Source organism: Candidatus Krumholzibacteriia bacterium, from assembly GCA_035649275.1.
GTDB lineage: Bacteria > Krumholzibacteriota > Krumholzibacteriia.
In genome coordinates, this window is the sequence record DASRJW010000124.1 from 13,460 (window position 1) to 31,215 (window position 17,756).

14 protein-coding genes are annotated in these 17,756 nt (G+C 67.3%); all 14 read left to right on the forward strand.

The features are described 5' to 3' along the window. Nucleotides 1-32 precede the first annotated feature (32 nt). The 14 genes from VFE28_13375 to VFE28_13440 all read left to right on the forward strand — a co-directional run bounded on the left by VFE28_13375 (nucleotide 33) and on the right by VFE28_13440 (nucleotide 17,730). Nucleotides 33-1,493 carry an O-antigen ligase family protein gene (locus VFE28_13375; protein HZM16986.1) on the forward strand — a complete coding sequence of 487 codons (1,461 nt, stop codon included), beginning with the start codon at nucleotides 33-35 and terminating at the stop codon, nucleotides 1,491-1,493. Then, nucleotides 1,490-2,416, forward strand: coding sequence for an exosortase/archaeosortase family protein (locus VFE28_13380; GenBank protein ID HZM16987.1), 927 nt, complete (start codon nucleotides 1,490-1,492; stop codon nucleotides 2,414-2,416). The genes VFE28_13375 and VFE28_13380 overlap by 4 nt, the downstream gene beginning before the upstream one ends. Then, a complete protein-coding gene (locus tag VFE28_13385) occupies nucleotides 2,398-3,033 on the forward strand; it encodes an EpsI family protein (GenBank protein HZM16988.1) in 636 nt (211 codons plus the stop codon). Before VFE28_13380 ends, VFE28_13385 begins: the two co-directional genes overlap by 19 nt. Nucleotides 3,034-3,038: 5 nt before the next feature. Further along, nucleotides 3,039-3,956 carry an XrtA system polysaccharide deacetylase gene (locus VFE28_13390; protein HZM16989.1) on the forward strand — a complete coding sequence of 306 codons (918 nt, stop codon included), beginning with the start codon at nucleotides 3,039-3,041 and terminating at the stop codon, nucleotides 3,954-3,956. Between the two features lie 254 nt (nucleotides 3,957-4,210). Continuing rightward, entirely contained in the window at nucleotides 4,211-5,047 is an 837-nt protein-coding gene (locus VFE28_13395) for a hypothetical protein (protein ID HZM16990.1), read from the forward strand. Further along, nucleotides 5,044-6,588 carry a tetratricopeptide repeat protein gene (locus VFE28_13400; GenBank protein ID HZM16991.1) on the forward strand — a complete coding sequence of 515 codons (1,545 nt, stop codon included), beginning with the start codon at nucleotides 5,044-5,046 and terminating at the stop codon, nucleotides 6,586-6,588. The genes VFE28_13395 and VFE28_13400 overlap by 4 nt, the downstream gene beginning before the upstream one ends. Further along, nucleotides 6,585-8,741, forward strand: a complete 2,157-nt coding sequence (prsK, locus tag VFE28_13405) for an XrtA/PEP-CTERM system histidine kinase PrsK (protein ID HZM16992.1) — start codon at nucleotides 6,585-6,587, stop codon at nucleotides 8,739-8,741. Before VFE28_13400 ends, prsK begins: the two co-directional genes overlap by 4 nt. Further along, nucleotides 8,738-10,156: a PEP-CTERM-box response regulator transcription factor gene (gene prsR / locus VFE28_13410; GenBank protein HZM16993.1), complete on the forward strand. Its 1,419-nt coding sequence runs from the start codon at nucleotides 8,738-8,740 to the stop codon at nucleotides 10,154-10,156. The genes prsK and prsR overlap by 4 nt, the downstream gene beginning before the upstream one ends. Before the next feature lie 38 nt (nucleotides 10,157-10,194). Then, nucleotides 10,195-11,304, forward strand: coding sequence for a hypothetical protein (locus tag VFE28_13415; GenBank protein ID HZM16994.1), 1,110 nt, complete (start codon nucleotides 10,195-10,197; stop codon nucleotides 11,302-11,304). Further along, on the forward strand, nucleotides 11,301-13,160 hold the full coding sequence (locus VFE28_13420; protein ID HZM16995.1) for a hypothetical protein: 1,860 nt from the start codon (nucleotides 11,301-11,303) through the stop codon (nucleotides 13,158-13,160). Before VFE28_13415 ends, VFE28_13420 begins: the two co-directional genes overlap by 4 nt. A gap of 19 nt (nucleotides 13,161-13,179) precedes the next feature. Beyond that, nucleotides 13,180-13,965, forward strand: a complete 786-nt coding sequence (locus VFE28_13425; protein HZM16996.1) for a sugar transferase — start codon at nucleotides 13,180-13,182, stop codon at nucleotides 13,963-13,965. Between the two features lie 22 nt (nucleotides 13,966-13,987). Further along, nucleotides 13,988-15,214 (forward strand): glycosyltransferase, encoded by a 1,227-nt coding sequence (locus tag VFE28_13430; GenBank protein ID HZM16997.1) that lies wholly within the window; start codon nucleotides 13,988-13,990, stop codon nucleotides 15,212-15,214. Beyond that, nucleotides 15,211-16,575, forward strand: coding sequence for a phenylacetate--CoA ligase family protein (locus tag VFE28_13435; protein HZM16998.1), 1,365 nt, complete (start codon nucleotides 15,211-15,213; stop codon nucleotides 16,573-16,575). Before VFE28_13430 ends, VFE28_13435 begins: the two co-directional genes overlap by 4 nt. Nucleotides 16,576-17,004: 429 nt before the next feature. Next, nucleotides 17,005-17,730: an XDD4 family exosortase-dependent surface protein gene (locus tag VFE28_13440; GenBank protein ID HZM16999.1), complete on the forward strand. Its 726-nt coding sequence runs from the start codon at nucleotides 17,005-17,007 to the stop codon at nucleotides 17,728-17,730. Nucleotides 17,731-17,756: the final 26 nt, after the last annotated feature.

The window sequence follows — 17,756 nt, forward strand, 5'->3', positions numbered from 1 at the left end:
GTAGGCCTACCTCGCACCTCTCGGAGATCTCGATGTCTTGGCAGCCGCTCCCCGACCCTGCACGCGAACGGCCACAGCGCGAAGCGCTGGCGGAAGCGGCCCTGGGGCGGCGGATCGCTCTCTACACCGGGGTCGGCCTCCTCGGCATCGTCCTCGGCGTGGCGCTCACGCGCCTGCCCACGCTCCTCATCGTCGGGGGTCTGGTCGGCGTCGCCAGCACCTTCGTGATCCTGCGCTGGCCCTTCGTGGGACTCCTCTTCTACACCGTGCTCTTCGTGCTCCGGCCCGGCGAGAAGTATCCGGTCCTGAACGCACTGCACCTGGAGCGCATCGTCGGGGCGCTCTGTCTGGCCAGCTTGTTCCTGAGCCAGCTCCGGCTGGAGCATCGACTGCAGCTGGACGACTCGAAACAGACCCGGCTCTTCTTCTTCTTCATCCTCGCCGTCACCCTTTCGGTACCCTTCGCCGTCTGGCGCTATCGGGCCGTGGAGGGGTTCATCGAGATCCTGCGCATCGCCGGCTACTACATCATGGTGGCGCACTTGATCGACAGCCGCCGTCGCCTGCGCTGGTTCGTCTACACCTTCCTCCTGCTCATCGCCTACCTGTGCTTCGATTCGCTGCGCGGCTACTTCTCCGGTGGCGCCTTCTTGTCCCAGGGGATCGACCGCGCCGTGGGCACGACGAGCATGTCGAACAACCCCAACGAGCTGGGGACGACGCTGGCCTCCGCCGTGCCCCTCTTCCTGCTGCTGGCGCTGTCGCGGAGCGAGAAGTGGCGCCGTGTGGTGCTCTGGACCATCGTGCCTTGTCTGCTCATCGGCATCGTGCTCACTGGCTCGCGGGCCTCGATGCTCGGCATGCTGGGCGGGTCGGCGTACCTCTGGTGGCATTCGCGCCGGCGCGTGCTCACGGGGATCCTGGGGGTGCTCCTCGTCATCGGCGGCTTCTCCCTCATGCCCGGCCAGTACAAGACGCGCTATTCCAGCATGACCCACTCCGAGCTCGACGCCTCGTCGATGTCGCGCGTGGTCACCTGGGTGGCGGGCCTGCGCATGCTCGCCGACCACCCGTTGTTTGGCGTCGGCATCCGTTGCTACGGCGGGGCGAACTGGCGCTACTCCTCCGGGCGCAGCTCCCTCGAGGCGCACAGCCTCTACCTGCAAGTGCTCGGCGAGCTCGGTCTCGTCGGCACTTTCGCCTTCTTCTCCTTCCTGATCGAAATGCTGCGCCTCAACCGCCGCACGGCGCGACGCCTGCAGGGCGGCGACGCAGCCTTCGAGAAGGCGGTTCTCGACGGCATCTTCACCGGTTTCCTCGTTCTCCTCGTCTCGGGAGTCTTCGGCCACAGCCTGCTCCGCCGCACCTGGTATGTCTTCGCCGCCACCGGCCTGGCGATCCTCCGCACGCACTTGCGGCAGCGCCAGGCTGCCGCAGCGGCCGCCGTGCCGGAGCGAGTGGAGTTGCACCGGGCGGCGATCCAACCGGCATGAACCCCGAGCCCACCACCGCCATCACAGGGCACGACGTAGAGAACGTCGCCCAACCGCCGGCGGCCGCAGCGGACCGTGGCGCCGGCGCGGCGAGTCCGTTCGCCCGCGCCGCGACTGGGATCCTGGTGGCCGTCATCGCCTTGGTCTACGCGCCGGTGCTCGCCAAGCTCGCCGGCGATTGGGTGCACGATCCCAACTACAGCCATGGCATTCTCGTTCCGGGCATCGTGCTTTTTCTTCTCTGGCGAAAACGCCGGGAGTTCGCATGCATCCCGCGCCGCCCCCATTGGCTCGGTTTCGCCGCCGTCCTGGGCTCCATGGGACTGCTCGTCCTCGGCGCTGCCGGCGCCGAGGTCTTCACCCAGCGCGTGAGCTTCGTCCTCCTTCTCTTCGCCCTGGTCGTGTACCTGCTGGGTTGGGGCTGGCTGCGCGTCACCTGGTTCCCGCTCGCTTTCCTTTTCCTCGCCATTCCGCTCCCCTACGTCCTTTACTACTCGCTCACGAGCCCCATGCAGAGCTTCGCCGCCAAGTGCGCAGTCTCTGGTCTGCAGAGCATCGGCGTTCCCGTTCTCGCTCAGGGGAACATCCTGCACTTGCCCGGTCAAACCGACCTGATGGTGGCCGAGGCCTGCAGCGGCATCCGCTCTCTCTATTCCTTTCTCTCCTTGGGAGCGCTGGCGGCGTACTCCATGCCCATTCCGCTGCTGGGACGCGGGCTCGTGTTCCTCGCCACGATCCCCCTCAGCGTCGCAGCCAACGCCTTCCGCGTCTGGGCCACCAGCCTGGGCGTGTACCTCATCGGGCCGCAGGTGGCGGAAGGCTGGATCCACGAAAGCTTCGGCCTGATCGTGTTCGTGGCAGCGCTGCTGCTCTTCCTCCTGATCCGGAAGGGGGCGAAGCGGCTATGGCGCTCCGCCTCCTGATCGCTGCGGCTGTCGTGGCTCTGGGCGGTGTCTATGCCCGCACCCTGGCGGGGCATCGCGTCGCCGTGACGGCCATGCCGGCGTTGTCGCGCCTGCCTGCGACGGTGGAGGGAGGCTGGAGCGCCGAGGACGTGCCGCTCAGCGAGCGGGTCGCCGGCGTGCTCGATGCCGACGCCACCTTGCAGCGACTGTATCGGCATCCGAGCGGGGCGCAGGTGTGGCTCTTCGTGGCCTATTTCGCCGAGCAGGCGGTGAACTCGCAGATCCATTCGCCGCGACACTGCGTTCCCGGCAGCGGCTGGAACGTGCTCTCCGTCACCGATGACCGCGCCGAGCTCTCCCGCGGCCCGACGCAGGTCGCGCGGATGCGCTTGCAGCGTAGCGGCGGCGGCGACGAGCAGGAGATGTTCTACTGGTTCCGCACCCGCGGCGGCACGGTGACGGGCGAATACGCTTTGAAATGGGACCTGCTGCGAAACGCAGTGGCCCGGCGGCCCACGGACGCCCTGTTCGTGCGCTACGTGGCGCCGTCGTCCGAGGATGCAGCGGTGCGTCAAGTGATGCGCAGCCTGGATCCGTACCTCGAGTCGCTGCTGGCGGAGGTCGGACTGCAGTGAGCGGCATGGCGCCGACGGCGAGGCACACCGAGCCGCCGCTGGCGGCATTCTCCGTCGACGTGGAGGATTACTTCCAGGTCGAGGCTTTGCGTCACCTTTGCCCGCGCGAACGCTGGGACCAGTTCGCGGACCGCACCGAAGCCAACACGGACCGCCTGCTGGACCTCCTGGCCCGACACCAGGCGGGCGGGACCTTCTTCGTCCTCGGCTGGGTGGCATCCCGCCACCCCGGGCTGGTCCGCCGCATCGCCGCGGCAGGACACGAGATCGCCTCGCACGGCTTCGACCACGAGTTGGTCTACCGTCAGTCTCCAGACGCTTTTCGCGCCGATGTCCGCCGCGCCCGTGCCCTGCTGCAAGACCTGAGCGGCCAGGAGATCCTGGGCTATCGAGCGCCCTCGTACACCATCGTGCGCCGCACCCTCTGGGCTCTGCAGATCCTGCGCGAGGAGGGGTACCAGTACGACTCCAGCATCTTCCCCATCCACCGCCGCCGTTACGGGATGCCCGGTGCCCCCCGCTGGCCGCATCTCCGTCTGCTGGAGGGGGGACGCTCCATCACCGAGTACCCGCTCCCCACGGTCCGTTTGGGTCCTTTCAACCTACCGGCCACCGGAGGCGCCTATCTCCGGCTCCTCCCCTTCCGTTTCCAAATGTGGGCAGTACGTCGGATTATCGTACAGAAGCAACCGTTTCTCCTCACTATCCACCCCTGGGAGATCGACCCGGACCAGCCCCGCCTGCCCGTCGGCTTGCGCACGCGGTGGACCCACTACTACAATTTAAAGCGTACGGAAGAGCGTCTGGAGGGCCTCCTCGAGCTCGCTCGTTATCGTCCCATCTCCGAGATTCTACGGATCTTAAGTCTGCTCGAGCGGGAAGGCGCACCGGCCTCGGATCCATTGGGTCGCACCTGGCAGTGATTTGCTGCAATAACAATCTCTTCACTTGCTTCGTGGACCGCAGAATCTGTGCTCACCAGGCCCTCGAACCCCTCGGATGCGCAGGTGTGCAGGTGGCTGGCTACGATTCTGTAAGGCTGGCCTGACATTTTATCGTTGACTTGGGTGTTTCACCCAGGTATTGTTAGGTGAAATCCCGCACAGACTTGCGGTTCGTGACCCAGGTGTACACGCCGACCGCGTCTCGTGGACACCTAGGGAGGCTTCGCAGCCACATGAACCTGTTTCTGTCCCTTGGCGTCGCCGTGCGCGCCTACCGCAGCGTCCTGCCGCTGATGCTGCGGCCTTCCTACTGGCTGCCCTTCCTCGTTCTGGCGGCGGTGCAGTTCGGCGCTCTGGGATTGCTCGTGGGTTTCCACCATCCCCTGCTCGCACCGCTCGGCGTCCCTCTGGTGCGCTTGCTCGGCGGTGAGAAGGCGATGCATTATCCGGCGCTGCTGCTGTACCTACCCGGCATGTACTCCCGGCTCGTCCTCGTGCTGGCGGTGCTGGTGGCTTCCGTGGCCGTCGCATTCGCCACGCTGTACTTCGCCCGCGCCCTCGGTCTCGAGGCGGGAAGCGGGCGTGGCGCCCGCGTCCACGGCCGGGTGCCGTCACTCGTTTTGGTGAGCGTGCCGCCGGCGCTGGCGATCGTGGGCTTGAGCATGCTCGCGGGCTTGGTGCCGCCGCAGCTCTTCCTCGACAGCAGCATGGTGCGATGGAGCGTGCGAGGCGTTCTGCTGATCGCCGTCATCCTGGTGCAGAGTTTCGTGAGCTACTCCACCGCCTGGGTGGTCCTGCAAGGACACTCGGCGCTGGCGGCGCTGCGCGATTCGATCCGAGTCACAGCGCGCACTTTTCTGCCCACGGTCCTCGTCGTCTCCTTCCCGGTGCTGGCGCTCTATCCGATCAGCTATTTGACCCAGCGCGTCGATCTCTTCATCGGCAAGCTGGAACCGGAGCTCGTGAGTGCGCTCCTAGCCGGACGCATCGTCGGCGAGCTCTTCTTCGGCTTCCTCATCGTCGGCGCCATCACCCGGCTCTTCTTGTGGCGGACGGAGACGGTACGATGAAGGCCCGCCTTTTCGTCTGCCTCTCGGTCGCCCTCTGCGCCGCCTGCGGCAACGAGCAAGGCGTGGGCTCGCGCTACCGCGCCGAGCGAGCCCTCTGGCATCTGAACCGGGAGTACCGCCGGCTCTCCATCAAGCCGGAGCTGGTGGAGTCCGAGACCTGGCGCAACCTGGCGCAGGGTTACGAAACTCTGGCCCAGGGGACCGACACCTCCGCCAGCAGCGCCGGCGACCCCCTCGCCCAGGACATCCACACCTTGGTGGCCCGGGCCCTGGTCAACGCGGCACAGATCCATGCCGGTATCGGAGATTCCACCGCGATGCGCGCCAACTACGGTCGTGTCATCGCCGAGTTCCAGGACGTGCCTCTGCTGGTCGGTGAAGTGAAGCTCGCCCAGGGCCGCATGCACGAGTATGCCAAGCTCTGGGTCGAAGCGGCGAAGGCTTACGAGACCATCCTCGAGCACATCGAGCCGCAGCCTGGCGAGCCGGGCGTTCCCGGCTTGGTGATCGAAATACCACTCCGCGTCGCGCGGCTGCACCGGCAGGCAAGCATGGACGCGGCGCCGGGCGATACCAGCGCCGTCCGGAGCGCGCCGGTCCAAGCGGCTTATGAACAGGCGGAGGAGCGCTACCGGCGCTGGATCACGGCGAAACCGGAGTCGCGGCTGGCGCTGGAATCACGCTTGCGCTTGGCGGATGTGGCTGCAGACTGCGGGCGCTGGCAAGTGGCCATGGGCGAGCTCCGGCAGATCGAGGCGCAGATCGCGGCGGACCGGTCGTCGACTTTGGACCCCGGCAACGTTCGGCTGAGCATGGCCATGGTGCAGAGCCGCGCCTCGGCTGCACCGGGACCCACCCGGGATCTCTTGCTGTCGGTGCCGCGGGATTACCCGAAGAGCCCGGCGGCGGCGCAGGCCCTGCTGACCCTGGCGACCCTCGACGCCAGGCAGGGAGCGGTGGACGAGGCGCTCGATGCCCTCGACCGCTTGCGCGACGAGTACGCCGGCGCGACCTCGCTGAACGCCAACGGCATGCTCCTGCGTGGTCGACTGCTCGAGAGAGAAGGGCGCTGGCCCGAGGCCCTCGACGTCTTCCGCAGCCTGCCGGTGCGTCATCCGTTGAGCGATCCGGCCCTGCTGGCTCCCCTCGAAGTGGTGGCGCACTACAAGCGGGTCGAGGATGCGACGGAAACCGCCGCGGCTCTCGAGCGGGCCGAGCGCGAGTACCGCGAGCTCCTCACCCGTTATCCGTCGCACCAGACCACGCTGCCCATCCGCACCAAGCTGGCGCAGGTCCTGGCCATGCAGCACCGCAACGAGGAAGCCCTGGTCGAACTGATGGGGATCGCCGATGCCCTGCCGGGGAATCCGCAGGGTGCCAGCATCATGCTGCAGGCGGCGAAGTTCGCTTACAACGACATGGGTGATCGGAAGCGCGCGGCGGAAATCCTCGGCAACCTGGCCCAGCGTTATCCCAACATGGAAGTCGGCCGCTGGGCGGCCGCCGAGGCGGTCCGCCTGCGGGAGGTGAGCAGCGAGTGACCCTGCAGGAAGGCCCGCTGCTCCTCGGCGCGCTGTCGTGCCTCGTCCCGGTGGCGGCGGTGCTGCTGCGGCGGCCGGCGCGGATCCTGCGCTTGGGCACGGTGCTCCTGGCCTTGAGCTTGTCGGCGTTCCAGCTGGCGCTGCTGCGCTTGGTGCAGGTCGGACCGACGAACACGCCGCACCTTTGGGTCTACGCCCTGCTCGCCGCCGGCGTGCCTCTGGTGCTGGCCGGCCATCTGCTCTCCGTGTGCGTCGGGCGCGAGCGCCCCGAGGACTCTTTCCGCAACTCCCGGCGCACCTTCGTTCTCCTCGGTGTCGGCGGACTCCTGTCGCTCTTCTTCGTGCGCCACGCGAACTTCGTCACCGGTTTCGACTGGGACGCCGGCCGCGGCACCATCCACCTGGGATCGCTGGGCAAAGCCTATTTGAGCTACCTGCTCGTGGGCATGGTCATCATCGGCTACAACCTGGAATGCACCTACCGGCTGGTCCCGAGTCAGGCGCGGCCGCGGCTGAAGTTGCTCTTCCTCACCTTCTTCGGGCTGCTCGGCTTCTTCACCTTCATCCTCACCACGGGGCTTCTGTACTCGTCCATCGGCGTCGGCAAGCTCGTCGCCGCCGCCATTCCCATCGCCGTGGTCAACCTGGTCCTCGCCTACAGCACCATGCGCAGCGGCCTCACCGACGTCGGGGCACCGGTGTCGCGCCACATCGTCTACTCCTCCTTCACCGCCATCGCTGCCGGCCTCTACGTGCTCGCCGTCGGCGTCGTCTCGCAGGTGGCGGTGTTCACCCAGTGGTCCCCCGACGAGGTCGTGACCATCTCCTTCGGCTTCCTGGCGGTGCTGCTGGCGATCCTTCTCTTGTTCTCCAACCGCTTCCAGCGGCGGGTGCGCCGCTACATCGATCGCAACTTCTACGTCAACCGTTACGACTACCGGACCCAGTGGGCCAACGTCACCCAGAGCATGGAGAGCGCCACGGACAGCCACAGCGTTCTCGCCCGGGCTCGCACCTTGCTGCAAGAGGTCTTCCTCGCCGATGCGGTGACCCTGTCGCTGCGCGAGAAGGCTTCGCTCCGCATCTCCCCTTGCCTGGGGAAGGGCATGGACGACCCGCGATCCGTTCTCGAGGAGGACTCGCCGCTGGCGAAGCGCCTGGCCACGGAGCGTCACGCCCTCTTGCTCGACCGGCGCCCCGACGACTTCGAATACATCTCCATCTACGCCGAGAACGGCGCCTGGCTCGACGCCACGGCGAGTCAGATCCTCGCGCCGCTCCTGGAGGGAACGCGGCTCGTGGGCTGCGTGGGCTTGCAGCGCCGCCACCGGGACGATCCCTTCACCTACGAGGACGTGGCGCTCCTCGACAGCATGGCGTCGCATATCGGCTCGCGACTGCGCGTGACGCTGCAAGCCGAGGAGATGGCCGAGCACCGCGAGATGACCCTCATCTCCCAGTGGAGCAACATGCTCCTCCACGATCTGAAGAACTACCTGTCGCCGCTGCGCTTGGTGGCTCAGAACCTGGTGCAGTTCAAGGACAAGCCGGGGATCGCCGAGCTCGCCGCCGGGGACATCGACCGGGTCGCCGACCGCATGGATGCCCTGGTGCGCACGCTGTCGGAGCTGCGGGACGACCCGCGGCGCTCGCAGCAGCGCATCGTGGTCAACGACCTGGTGCGGAGCACCCTCGACGAGATGCAGGTGGGGCGCCGGGAGGCCCTGACGGTGCAGCTCGATCTGCGCACGCCGGCGGCGGTGACCGGCGACGAGAACATGCTGCAGCGGGTGCTGGAGAACCTGGTGACCAACGCCATCGAAGCCATGGACGGCGAGGGCACACTCACCATCCAGACTCGCAGCGATCCCATCCGCAGCAACGGCGCGATGGTGCACCTCTCGGTGACCGACACCGGCGTGGGCATGCCGCCGGAGTTCGTGCGCGAGAGGCTCTTCCGCCCCTTCGCCACCACCAAGCGCGGTGGGCTGGGCCTGGGCCTCTACCAGTGCCGCTCCATCGTCCGGGCCCATGGCGGGGAGCTGAAGGTCGAGAGCCATCTGGGTGTCGGCACCACGGTGCAGATCATCATGGCCGCCGCCGACGACGAGGGCGAGCAGCGCCCGCGCACGCCGACGGAAGTGGTGGCATGAACGCAGCCGCACTCACGCCCCAGGAGAAACCGAAGCTGCTCATCGTCGACGACGACCTGGCGATGCTCCAGCAGCTCGCTCTGGCCTTGGGGGAGGACTACCAGGTCTATACCGCGAATCAACCCAAGCAGGCCTGGCAGCTCATCGCCAAAGAGCACCCTCAGGTCATCACCCTCGACCTGGCGCTGGAGCGCAGCGATCCGGAGTCGGGGTTTTCCTTGCTGGAGCGCTGCCTCGAGCTCGACCCGCTGATGAAGCTCGTCCTGATCACCGGCAACGACACGCAGGAGAACGCGCTCCGCGCCATCGAACAAGGTGCCTTCGACTTCATGGGCAAGCCCGTGGATGTCGCCACCTTGCGTCAACTGCTGGAGCGCGCCGTCCGGGTCGGGCAGTGGGAGCGGCAGAACCAGAAGCTGCTGCAGCGCTTCGAAGGCAAGGGCCGGGTCGGCAACCTCCTGGGCCGCTCGCCGCAAATGGAATCGGTCTTCGACATCGTCCGCAAGGTGGCGCCCACGGACGTTTCCGTCCTCATCCTCGGCGAGAGCGGCACAGGGAAGGAACTGGTGGCGCGCGAGCTGAAACGTCTGAGCAAACGCGCCAACAAGCCTTTCATCAGCATCAACTGCGGCGCCATCCCGGAGAACCTGCTGGAGAGCGAGCTCTTCGGCCACGAGAAGGGCTCCTTCACTGGCGCTCACACTTCACGGCCCGGCAAGCTGGAGCTCGCCGACGGCGGCACGGTGTTCCTCGACGAGGTGGGGGAGCTGCCGACACTGCTGCAGGTGAAGCTCCTGCGCTTCCTGCAGGAGCGGGAGATCGAACGGGTCGGCGGCCGCTCGGTCACCCGACTCGACGTGCGCGTCATCGCCGCCACCAATCGCGACCTGACCAGCGCGGTGAAAACCGGGGGCTTCCGCGAGGATCTCTTCTACCGGCTCTCGGTGGTGAACATCGTGGTGCCGCCGCTGCGGGAGCGCACGGAAGACATCCTCTACCTGGCGCAGTTCTTCCTGGAACGCTTCAGCACCGAGATGGAAAAGGAGAGGCTCGCCTTCAGCCGACGGGCGAAGCAGGGCATGCTGCACTACGCCTGGCCGGGGAACGTGCGCGAGCTGGAGCACCACGTGCAGAAGGCGGTGGTGCTGTGCTCGGGCCGCCTAGTGCGCGCGGTGGATCTCGGTTTGAGCGGCGAGGAGCACTTGCCCTCGCTGTCGCTTCGCAGCGTGCGCGAGCAGACCGACTACCAGATGATCGTGCAGGCGCTGCGCCGCACCTGCGGCAACATTTCCAAAGCGGCGGAGGAGCTGGAGATCTCGCGACCCAGCTTGCACGACCTCCTGCGCAAGCACGGCATCGACGCCGCCCAGTATAGAAATCCCAGCGAGAACTCGGCGACCGAGACGACGGAATGACGAGCCGACACGGCCACGTGACGGAAGGAATGGAGTCTGTGCGACGGATCCCGGGATGGCGACGAGGTTCGAGCTGGGTCGCCGCAGGCGTCACCGCCAGCGTGCTCGCTTGCAGCGTCGTCCACGCTGCGGACCTTTCCCTGCAGTCCCAGCCGCGCTCGGTGCACCTGCAGTTCCAGGGTCCGGTGAACATCGAAGGTGTGACACCGCTCATGGTGCAGCAGCTGCCTCCCGGCGAGTATCTGCTGCGCGCCTCGGGGCTGGGATTGGTGACGGCCCGGGGCCGCTGGCGCAGCCGCTTCGACGAAGGCGTGACCTTGGAACGTTGGGCAAGCGGCTGGGCCTTGTTCTTGCCGCCGGGCTTCGTCCACTTGGCCCGCCACGAAGGCTGGCGCGGCGCCATCTTCACCACCGCTGCCGCCGGCGGCGTCTTCGGCGCCATCGTCAAGAGCGGCCACCTGGATACGGCGCGGAACGACCGGCAGCTCGCCCAGGACGCCTATGACCAGGCGACGACGCCGGCGGAGATCACCGCCGCCCGGTTGCAGCTGGAGAGCGCCTCGGAACGCGAAGACGACGAAGCCCTCATGCGCAACATCTGGACCGGGTTCGCCGCCGGCGCCTGGGTGGGCGCCGCGGTGGAGACTTGGGCTTTGACCTCGAAGCCGTCGCTGCAAGTCAACGCCCAGGGGAGCTACGTGGTCGGGGTGCGGCGCGGGCGAGCCTACGATGCGGCGCTGCGCAGCGCTCTGGTGCCGGGCGCCGGGCAACGCCACATGGGGCATCGCTGGCGCGCTTTCGCTTTCGGCGCCTCGTTCTGGGGTCTCGCGGCGGGAAGCATCGCCTCCTACGACGAGTACCTGCAAGCGCAGCGGCGGCAGTCGGACGCGCAGCGCCGTTACGACGCCGCCGACACGCCGGCGGAGATCGACGCCGCGCGCGCCGATCTGAACGCAGCCGCCGACCAAGCCGACGAATGGCAGGTGCGGGTGTGGACGCTCCTCGGGTCGACGGGAGCCGCGTACCTGTGGAACGTCCTCGACGCCGCCGGCCTCGGCGCTTCCGGCTGGACTCGTTCGGCGGTGGACGTGTCCGTCGCCCCTGGTCAGGGCGGCGTCGTCGCCAGCCTCCACTGGAGGCTGCCATGAAGCGCCGCCACGCCCTGCTGCTCGGGCTCCTGCTCTGCTCTTGCTTCGAATCTCCCGAGCAACCGCAGCTCGATAACCCCTTCGACCCCAGCAACGGCGCGGGGCTGCCGATCCCGGACTCGCTGTCCGTGCTCGTGGGCAACAACGCCGTGCGCCTGTCCTGGGGGCTCCCCGACGGCCAGACCGCCGCGGAGTTCGCCGTCTATCGCCAGCGCCTCGACGTGAGCGAGGCCGAGGTGCTGCTCGGGCGCGTCACCCCGCGCTCTTACCTGGACTCGGGAGTGCGCAACGGCCGCACCTACGCCTACCGCGTTTCCGCAGGCCGGAACGGCAAGTTCGGCACGCCGAGCGAGCCCGTGCAGGCGAGCCCCGGTGTGTTTTCCCTCGTCATCGCCGACGACGCGCCGAAGACGCGCAACCGCAACGTGGGGGTCACGCTCATCGCTGCCTCCAGCGTGGCGGCGGTGCGCCTTTACGAAGACCCCGACTCGGCGGCCACGGCAGTCTGGCGCCAACCGGTCTCCCCCGCGAGCTGGACTTTCCGAAGCGCTGAGGATGGCTCCAAGACCGTGTACGGGGTCTTCCGACTGCAGGACGGCTCCGAGACGCTACCGGTCTTCGACAACATCGTCCTGGACACGCATGCCACCATCCGCACCACCGGCTTCACCGGCTCCGAGAACCGCGCCCCAGGCGACATGGTGCACTTCACCCTCGATGCCGGCGAGAGCGGCGGCACCGCCCGGGTCGATGTGGCGGGTCTGGTCACCGGCCTCGAGCTCTTCGACAACGGCACGGGCGGAGACGCCGCGGCGGACAACGGCATCTACGAACGCAATTGGGTTCTGCCGGCGGGAAGCTCGGTGACCGGGGCCCGGATCACCGGTCAATTCTCCGACGACGTGGCGAACGTGGCGACACCTTTCCCGTCGCCCCAGTCGCTCACGGTGCACGAGAGCCCGGATCCGGTGACGTTGCTGCCGTTGCTTTTCGCCGAACCCCCGGCGGCGGCGGCGATCACGGTCCGCTGGTCCCAGTCGCAGGCGGCGGACTTCGCGGCCTACCAGATCTTCCGCAGCGACTCGGCCCCGGTGGATTCCACCGAGCGCCAGGTCGGTTCGATCACGGCGCGCAGCACCGTGCAGCTCCCCGACACCGACGTGATCGAGGGCCACCACTACTGCTATCGCGTCTACGTGCTTACCACATCGGGGCTGCAGACCGGCTCGGTCAACACGCTCTGCGGCGATGTCCCCAACGAGCGCCCGCCCAATGCGGTCGCTCTGGAAGCACCTGCTGCCATCACCGAATCGAGCTTGTCCCTGCGCTGGACCCGCTCCCAGGACCGGGATTTCACCGCCTACCTGGTGTATCGGAACGAGACCGGGACGGTGACCGAAACGGACGTTCTGCTGAAGCGGATCACCGACGTCTACGAGAACTACCATGACGACCTCGGTCTCACGGAGAACACCCAGTATTACTACCGGGTGTATGTGGAGGACGAAGGCGGCCTGCGGGCGCGCAGCGACGAGGTCTCCGCCACCACGATCAACGGTCCCCCGGTCGCGGTGACCCTCCTCCCGGCCACCGACGTGACCAGCATCGCAGCCACCTTGCACTGGGAGGCGAGCACCGATCCCAGCTTCTCTCTCTATCGACTCTATCGCTCCACGTCCCGGCCGGTGAACGAGACGTCCGATCTCGTCGTCGAGAGCGACGAGCGCGATCTCACCAGCTACACCGATACCTCGATCGATCCGGCAACGACCTACTACTACCGGCTCTTCGTCGTCGACGACGACGGCGCGGTGTCGGACGGCAGCAACACGATCGAAGTGACCACTCCCAACTGAAACTCGAGGAGGTGCCAACATGTTCGATTCGACCGCGCAAGCGACAACGGCACAGCCTGGCGCCGCCACCGGTCGCGTCTTTGATTTTTCCCCCTGGACGCATCTGCAGCCTCTGACGCGGCCCGCCGCGGGATCGGCCCAGGCAGCAGGTGGACCGGGAATCCTGGAACGCGCCGTGGCCCTGGCGCTCCTCGCCGGCGTCTCGCCGCTGCTGGCGCTGATCGCCCTGGCGCTCAAGCTGGAGTCCCCTGGGGGCTCGGTCTTCTACCGCCAGGAACGGGTGGGTCTCGATCGCCGGCAGCACACACAGGCAAACGGTGCAAGGTTGAGGGTGGCGAAGAAAGAGCGGCGCCAGACCCCCGGTGGGGGGCAGCGCTTCTTGATCTGGAAGTTCCGCACCATGATCCCGAACGCCGAGGCCGTGACGGGTCCGGTGTGGGCCGAAGAGAACGACCCGCGCGTCACCCGGGTGGGAAGGGCGCTGCGCACGCTGCGCTTCGACGAGCTGCCGCAGCTGCTCAACGTCGTGCACGGGACCATGCGCCTCATCGGCCCCCGTCCCGAACGCCCGCAGTTCGTCGAGCGCCTGGCGCGCGCCATGCCGGAGTACTCCCGCCGCCACGCCGTCCCCCCGGGCATCACGGGATTGGCGCAGGTGCAGCGCAACTACGACGCCAGCCTCGACGACGTGCGCACGAAGCTCAAGTACGACCTCTACTACGTGGACAACCGCTGCTGGATGCTCAACGTGAAGATCGTCATGAAGACTTTCGACGTGGTCTTCCGCGGTCGCGGCGCGCATTGACAGCGGAAGGTGCCGCGCAGTCATGATCGAGCCCCAGGCGGCATCGGCCCCCGGCGGCGGCCGGAGGCGCCCGGAGACGGCGCGCGCCACCGCGCCCGGCATCTGCCATCTGATCTCCAGCAACTTCCTCGGCGGTCCGGAAAAACAGATCCTGGAGCACTGCGTGCAGCTGCAGCGTGCCGGCTGGCGCGCCGTGGTGGGCTCGTTCCGGGAGAACCGTTCCCAGGTCGAGGTCACCGAGGCCGCCCGCGCCCGCGGTCTGCCGCTCTTCCTCGTCGACACGCGCTCGCCCTTCAGCCTGCTCGCGGTGCGGCAGCTGCGTCGCTTCTTGGCGGCGGAGCGCATCGACGTCCTCGTCACCCATGGATACAAGTCGAACGTCGTCGGTTGGCTCGCCTGCCGGCGCCGGCGCCCGGCGCAGGTCTCCTTCGTACGGGGCTTCACCGCGGAGAACTGGAAGGTGCGCCGTTACGAGGCGCTGGACCGCTGGGTCTTGCGCCGTCTCCCGCGTCTCCTCTGCGTCTCCGAGGGCACGCGCCGCTTGCTGGCCCGTGCCGGCATCCCCTCCGACCGTGTCACCGTGGTGCACAACGCAGTGGAGTGCGACCTCGCCGCCGGCGTCCGCGAGGTGGATCTGCGCGCCGAGTTCGGCCTGCCGTCTGCCAGCACGATTCTGGTCGCCGCTGGGCGCTTGAGCCCGGAAAAGGGGCACCGTGTGCTCTTGGAAGCGATGGCTTTGCTCGCCGATCACGAGCCGCCGGTGCACCTCGTGCTCCTCGGCAACGGCGCCGAGGAAGCGAACCTGCGCCGTCAGGCGCAGGAAAACGGCAGCGCCCAGCGCGTCGTCTTCGCCGGCTTCCGCCGCGACGTCCTCGGCTGCCTAGCGGGGGCCGACGTGGTGGTGAATCCGTCCTTCAGCGAAGGACTTCCCAACGTCCTGCTCGAAGCCTTCTCCCTCGGTAAGCCCACCGTGGCCACCGATGTCGGCGGCACGGCGGAGCTGGTGCAGCACGGGCGCACCGGCTGGTTGGTGCGAGCCGGTGAGGCGCCGGCGCTCGCTGCGGCGATCCGCGCCGTCCTCGACGACGGTGCGCTTGCTGCATCCGTGGCTGCCGCGGCGCGCCGGCGCGCCGCCGAGGAGTTCTCGTTCGTCAAGCAGACGGAGAAGCTCATGCGCTTCTACCGCAGTCTCCTCGAGGCCCCGGACCACGCCGCGCGCGGCGCCACCGCCACTCGGAGTCGGCCGTGATCCCTTGGGCGCTGCGCACCTTCGTGGTCCCACCCTGGGCGTTGCACGAGCGCTCCCCGTACTTGCGCGTCGCCGCTCGCCTCCAGAAGGAGCGCGGTCTTTCCCTGGAGGCACGGCGCCAACGACAGTGGCGTGAGCTGCAGGCGGTCGTCGCGCACGCGTGGCGGGAATCGCCCTTCTACCGCCAGCGCTTCGAGGCGATCGGTTTCGAACCCGGGGACTTGCGCTCCTGGGAGGACTGGCGCCGCGTTCCCGTGCTCACCAAGGATGAGGTGCGTAACCACGCCGCGGACCTCGTGGCCCGTTCGCATGCGGGCACCGCACTGGTGCGCAAGCGTACCTCGGGCTCCACCGGAGTCTCGCTTCATGTGCAGGCGGACGAGCCCTGCAACGAGTGGCGCCGCGGTGTGACGCTTTACCGCGATCGCTGGACCGGATGGGACATGGGTGAGTACCGCGCCGCCATCTGGGGCAATCCGCCGCCGGCCCGGCGCTGGCGCCAGAAGCTGCGTCACGCTCTCCTGGAGCGCACCTTCTACCTCGACACCTTGCGCATGGACGAGGCCATGATGGAGCGCTTCGCCTCTGCGATCGTCGAACGGCGCGCCACTTTGCTCTGGGGGCACGCGCACTCCCTCTATCTCTTCGCTCGCTTCTGGGAAGCCCGGGGCTTCGGCCCGCACCACTTCAAGGGCATCCTGTCCACCGCCATGGTCCTGCACCCGCACGAGCGCGCGGCCCTGGAGAGAATCTTCGCGAGCCCCGTGTTCGATCGCTACGGCTGCGAGGAGGTGAGCCTGATCGCCAGCGAGTGCGGGGCGCACCAGGGTCTACACGTCAACACCGACGCGCTCGTCGTCGAGATCGACCAGCGCGACAAGAGCGGCGAGGCGGGGCATGTGGTGGTCACGGACCTGCGCAACTACGGCATGCCCTTCCTCCGCTACGAGGTCGGCGACCGGGCCGTGGAGGCTCAGTCTCCCTGCCCCTGCGGCCGCTCCTATCCCCTCCTGGAGAGAATCACCGGTCGGGTGGCGGACTATCTGCTCACGCCTCGCGGCGAATTCGTCTCCGGGATCTCACTGACGGAGAATTTCGCCACGCTCATTCCCGGCGTGCGCCAGGTGCAAATCGTCCAGGAACGCCTCACCCATCTCCTCATCCGCGTGGTCCCGGATGTCGGCTTCGACGACGGCAGCCGGGCCGCCATCGCCCGTCTCGTGGGGGAGCGCTTCGGCACCGAAATGGGCTTTGACATCGATCCTGTCACCCACATCGCCCAAGAGGCTTCTGGGAAGTACCGCTTCACCATCTGCAAGGTCCCCCATTCCGAGATTCCCCGCCCTGGACTGCCTCGCTGAGCTAGAGTCTGCCGTCGCTTCCCATTCCCACCGAACCTTGCACGCTGTAGGGCCGCAGGAACGCCTAGGAGCCGGTCGCCTCGAATCGCCAGGTGTCGGAATACCTAGCAACTCGACCTCCTGCCAGGGGTTGGTAGCTGCTACGATCCTTCATTGTTATCTTGAATAGAATCAGACGATTGAATTCTTCCGTGGAAGAATCTTCTTACCCGCGAACCGTACGTCTCCCAGGTTCAGGGTGGGCGCACCACTGCGGGGCACAGATTCCATACAGGCGTTGGGATTTCTGACGGTTACCGTAACCGTACCACCCAGAGGTGGTTTGATAAGTGATTAAAAATGAATTGATTGTGCCGTTCTGGAGGGCGGGCACGCCCCCTGCTGATAGATTGGTGAATTCCCTACCTCTGCCATGGGAGACACTCCGAGATGAGAAAACCGATCAGCATCGTCCTCGCCCTGGGAATGCTCGTCGGCCTGGCGAGTGCCGCCAGCGCCACCGTAACGTTCACCGGGGTCGCGGCAAATCTAGCAGCCTCCGCTTCGTTCACTGTGACAGGCACGACCGTGACTCTCGTCCTCACGAACACCAGCGCCTTCGACGTGACGAACCCCGCAGAAGTCCTGACCGGGGTGTTCTTCGACATCGCCGGCTTTCCGCCCAACACCTTGACGCCTGTATCTGCAGCCCTCACCGCCGGCTCCACGGTCTTCTACGGTCCCCTCAACGCCGGCAACGTGGGCGGAGAATGGGCCTATGGGGCCGCGCTCTCCGGAGCTCCCGGTGGCGCTTATCTCGGAACCTCGAGTTCCGGCTTCGGCCTCTTCGGCGGCTCCAACTTCCCGGGTAGCAACCTGCAGGGGCCAGCGGCCGTCGATGGGGTCCAGTACGGGATCACCTCCGCGGGTGACAACCTGACGCTGGGCAATGCCGCGGTCACCGGTGGCAACGGCCTCATCCAGAACTCGGTCACGTTCACTCTGACTGCGGGTTCGACCTTCTCCGAGGGGGACATCTCGAACGTCTCCTTCCAGTACGGCACCTCTCTCAGCGAGCCCAACGTGCCCTCGGTGCCCGAGCCCGGGACGCTCTTCGCGCTCGGCAGCGGCCTGCTGGCGCTGGGTGCAGCGAAGGCGAAGAGGCGCAAGAAGTAATTCTTCACCAGTGCCCCATGGTCAAC

Coding starts and splice junctions, on each gene's coding strand:
- VFE28_13425 (HZM16996.1), top strand. CDS start 13,180: ATGTTCGATTCGACCGCGCAAGCGACAACGGCACAGCCTGGCGCCGCC.
- VFE28_13385 (HZM16988.1), top strand. CDS start 2,398: ATGGCGCTCCGCCTCCTGATCGCTGCGGCTGTCGTGGCTCTGGGCGGT.
- VFE28_13395 (HZM16990.1), top strand. CDS start 4,211: ATGAACCTGTTTCTGTCCCTTGGCGTCGCCGTGCGCGCCTACCGCAGC.
- VFE28_13420 (HZM16995.1), top strand. CDS start 11,301: ATGAAGCGCCGCCACGCCCTGCTGCTCGGGCTCCTGCTCTGCTCTTGC.
- VFE28_13390 (HZM16989.1), top strand. CDS start 3,039: ATGGCGCCGACGGCGAGGCACACCGAGCCGCCGCTGGCGGCATTCTCC.
- VFE28_13430 (HZM16997.1), top strand. CDS start 13,988: ATGATCGAGCCCCAGGCGGCATCGGCCCCCGGCGGCGGCCGGAGGCGC.
- VFE28_13375 (HZM16986.1), top strand. CDS start 33: ATGTCTTGGCAGCCGCTCCCCGACCCTGCACGCGAACGGCCACAGCGC.
- VFE28_13400 (HZM16991.1), top strand. CDS start 5,044: ATGAAGGCCCGCCTTTTCGTCTGCCTCTCGGTCGCCCTCTGCGCCGCC.
- VFE28_13440 (HZM16999.1), top strand. CDS start 17,005: ATGAGAAAACCGATCAGCATCGTCCTCGCCCTGGGAATGCTCGTCGGC.
- prsR (HZM16993.1), top strand. CDS start 8,738: ATGAACGCAGCCGCACTCACGCCCCAGGAGAAACCGAAGCTGCTCATC.
- VFE28_13380 (HZM16987.1), top strand. CDS start 1,490: ATGAACCCCGAGCCCACCACCGCCATCACAGGGCACGACGTAGAGAAC.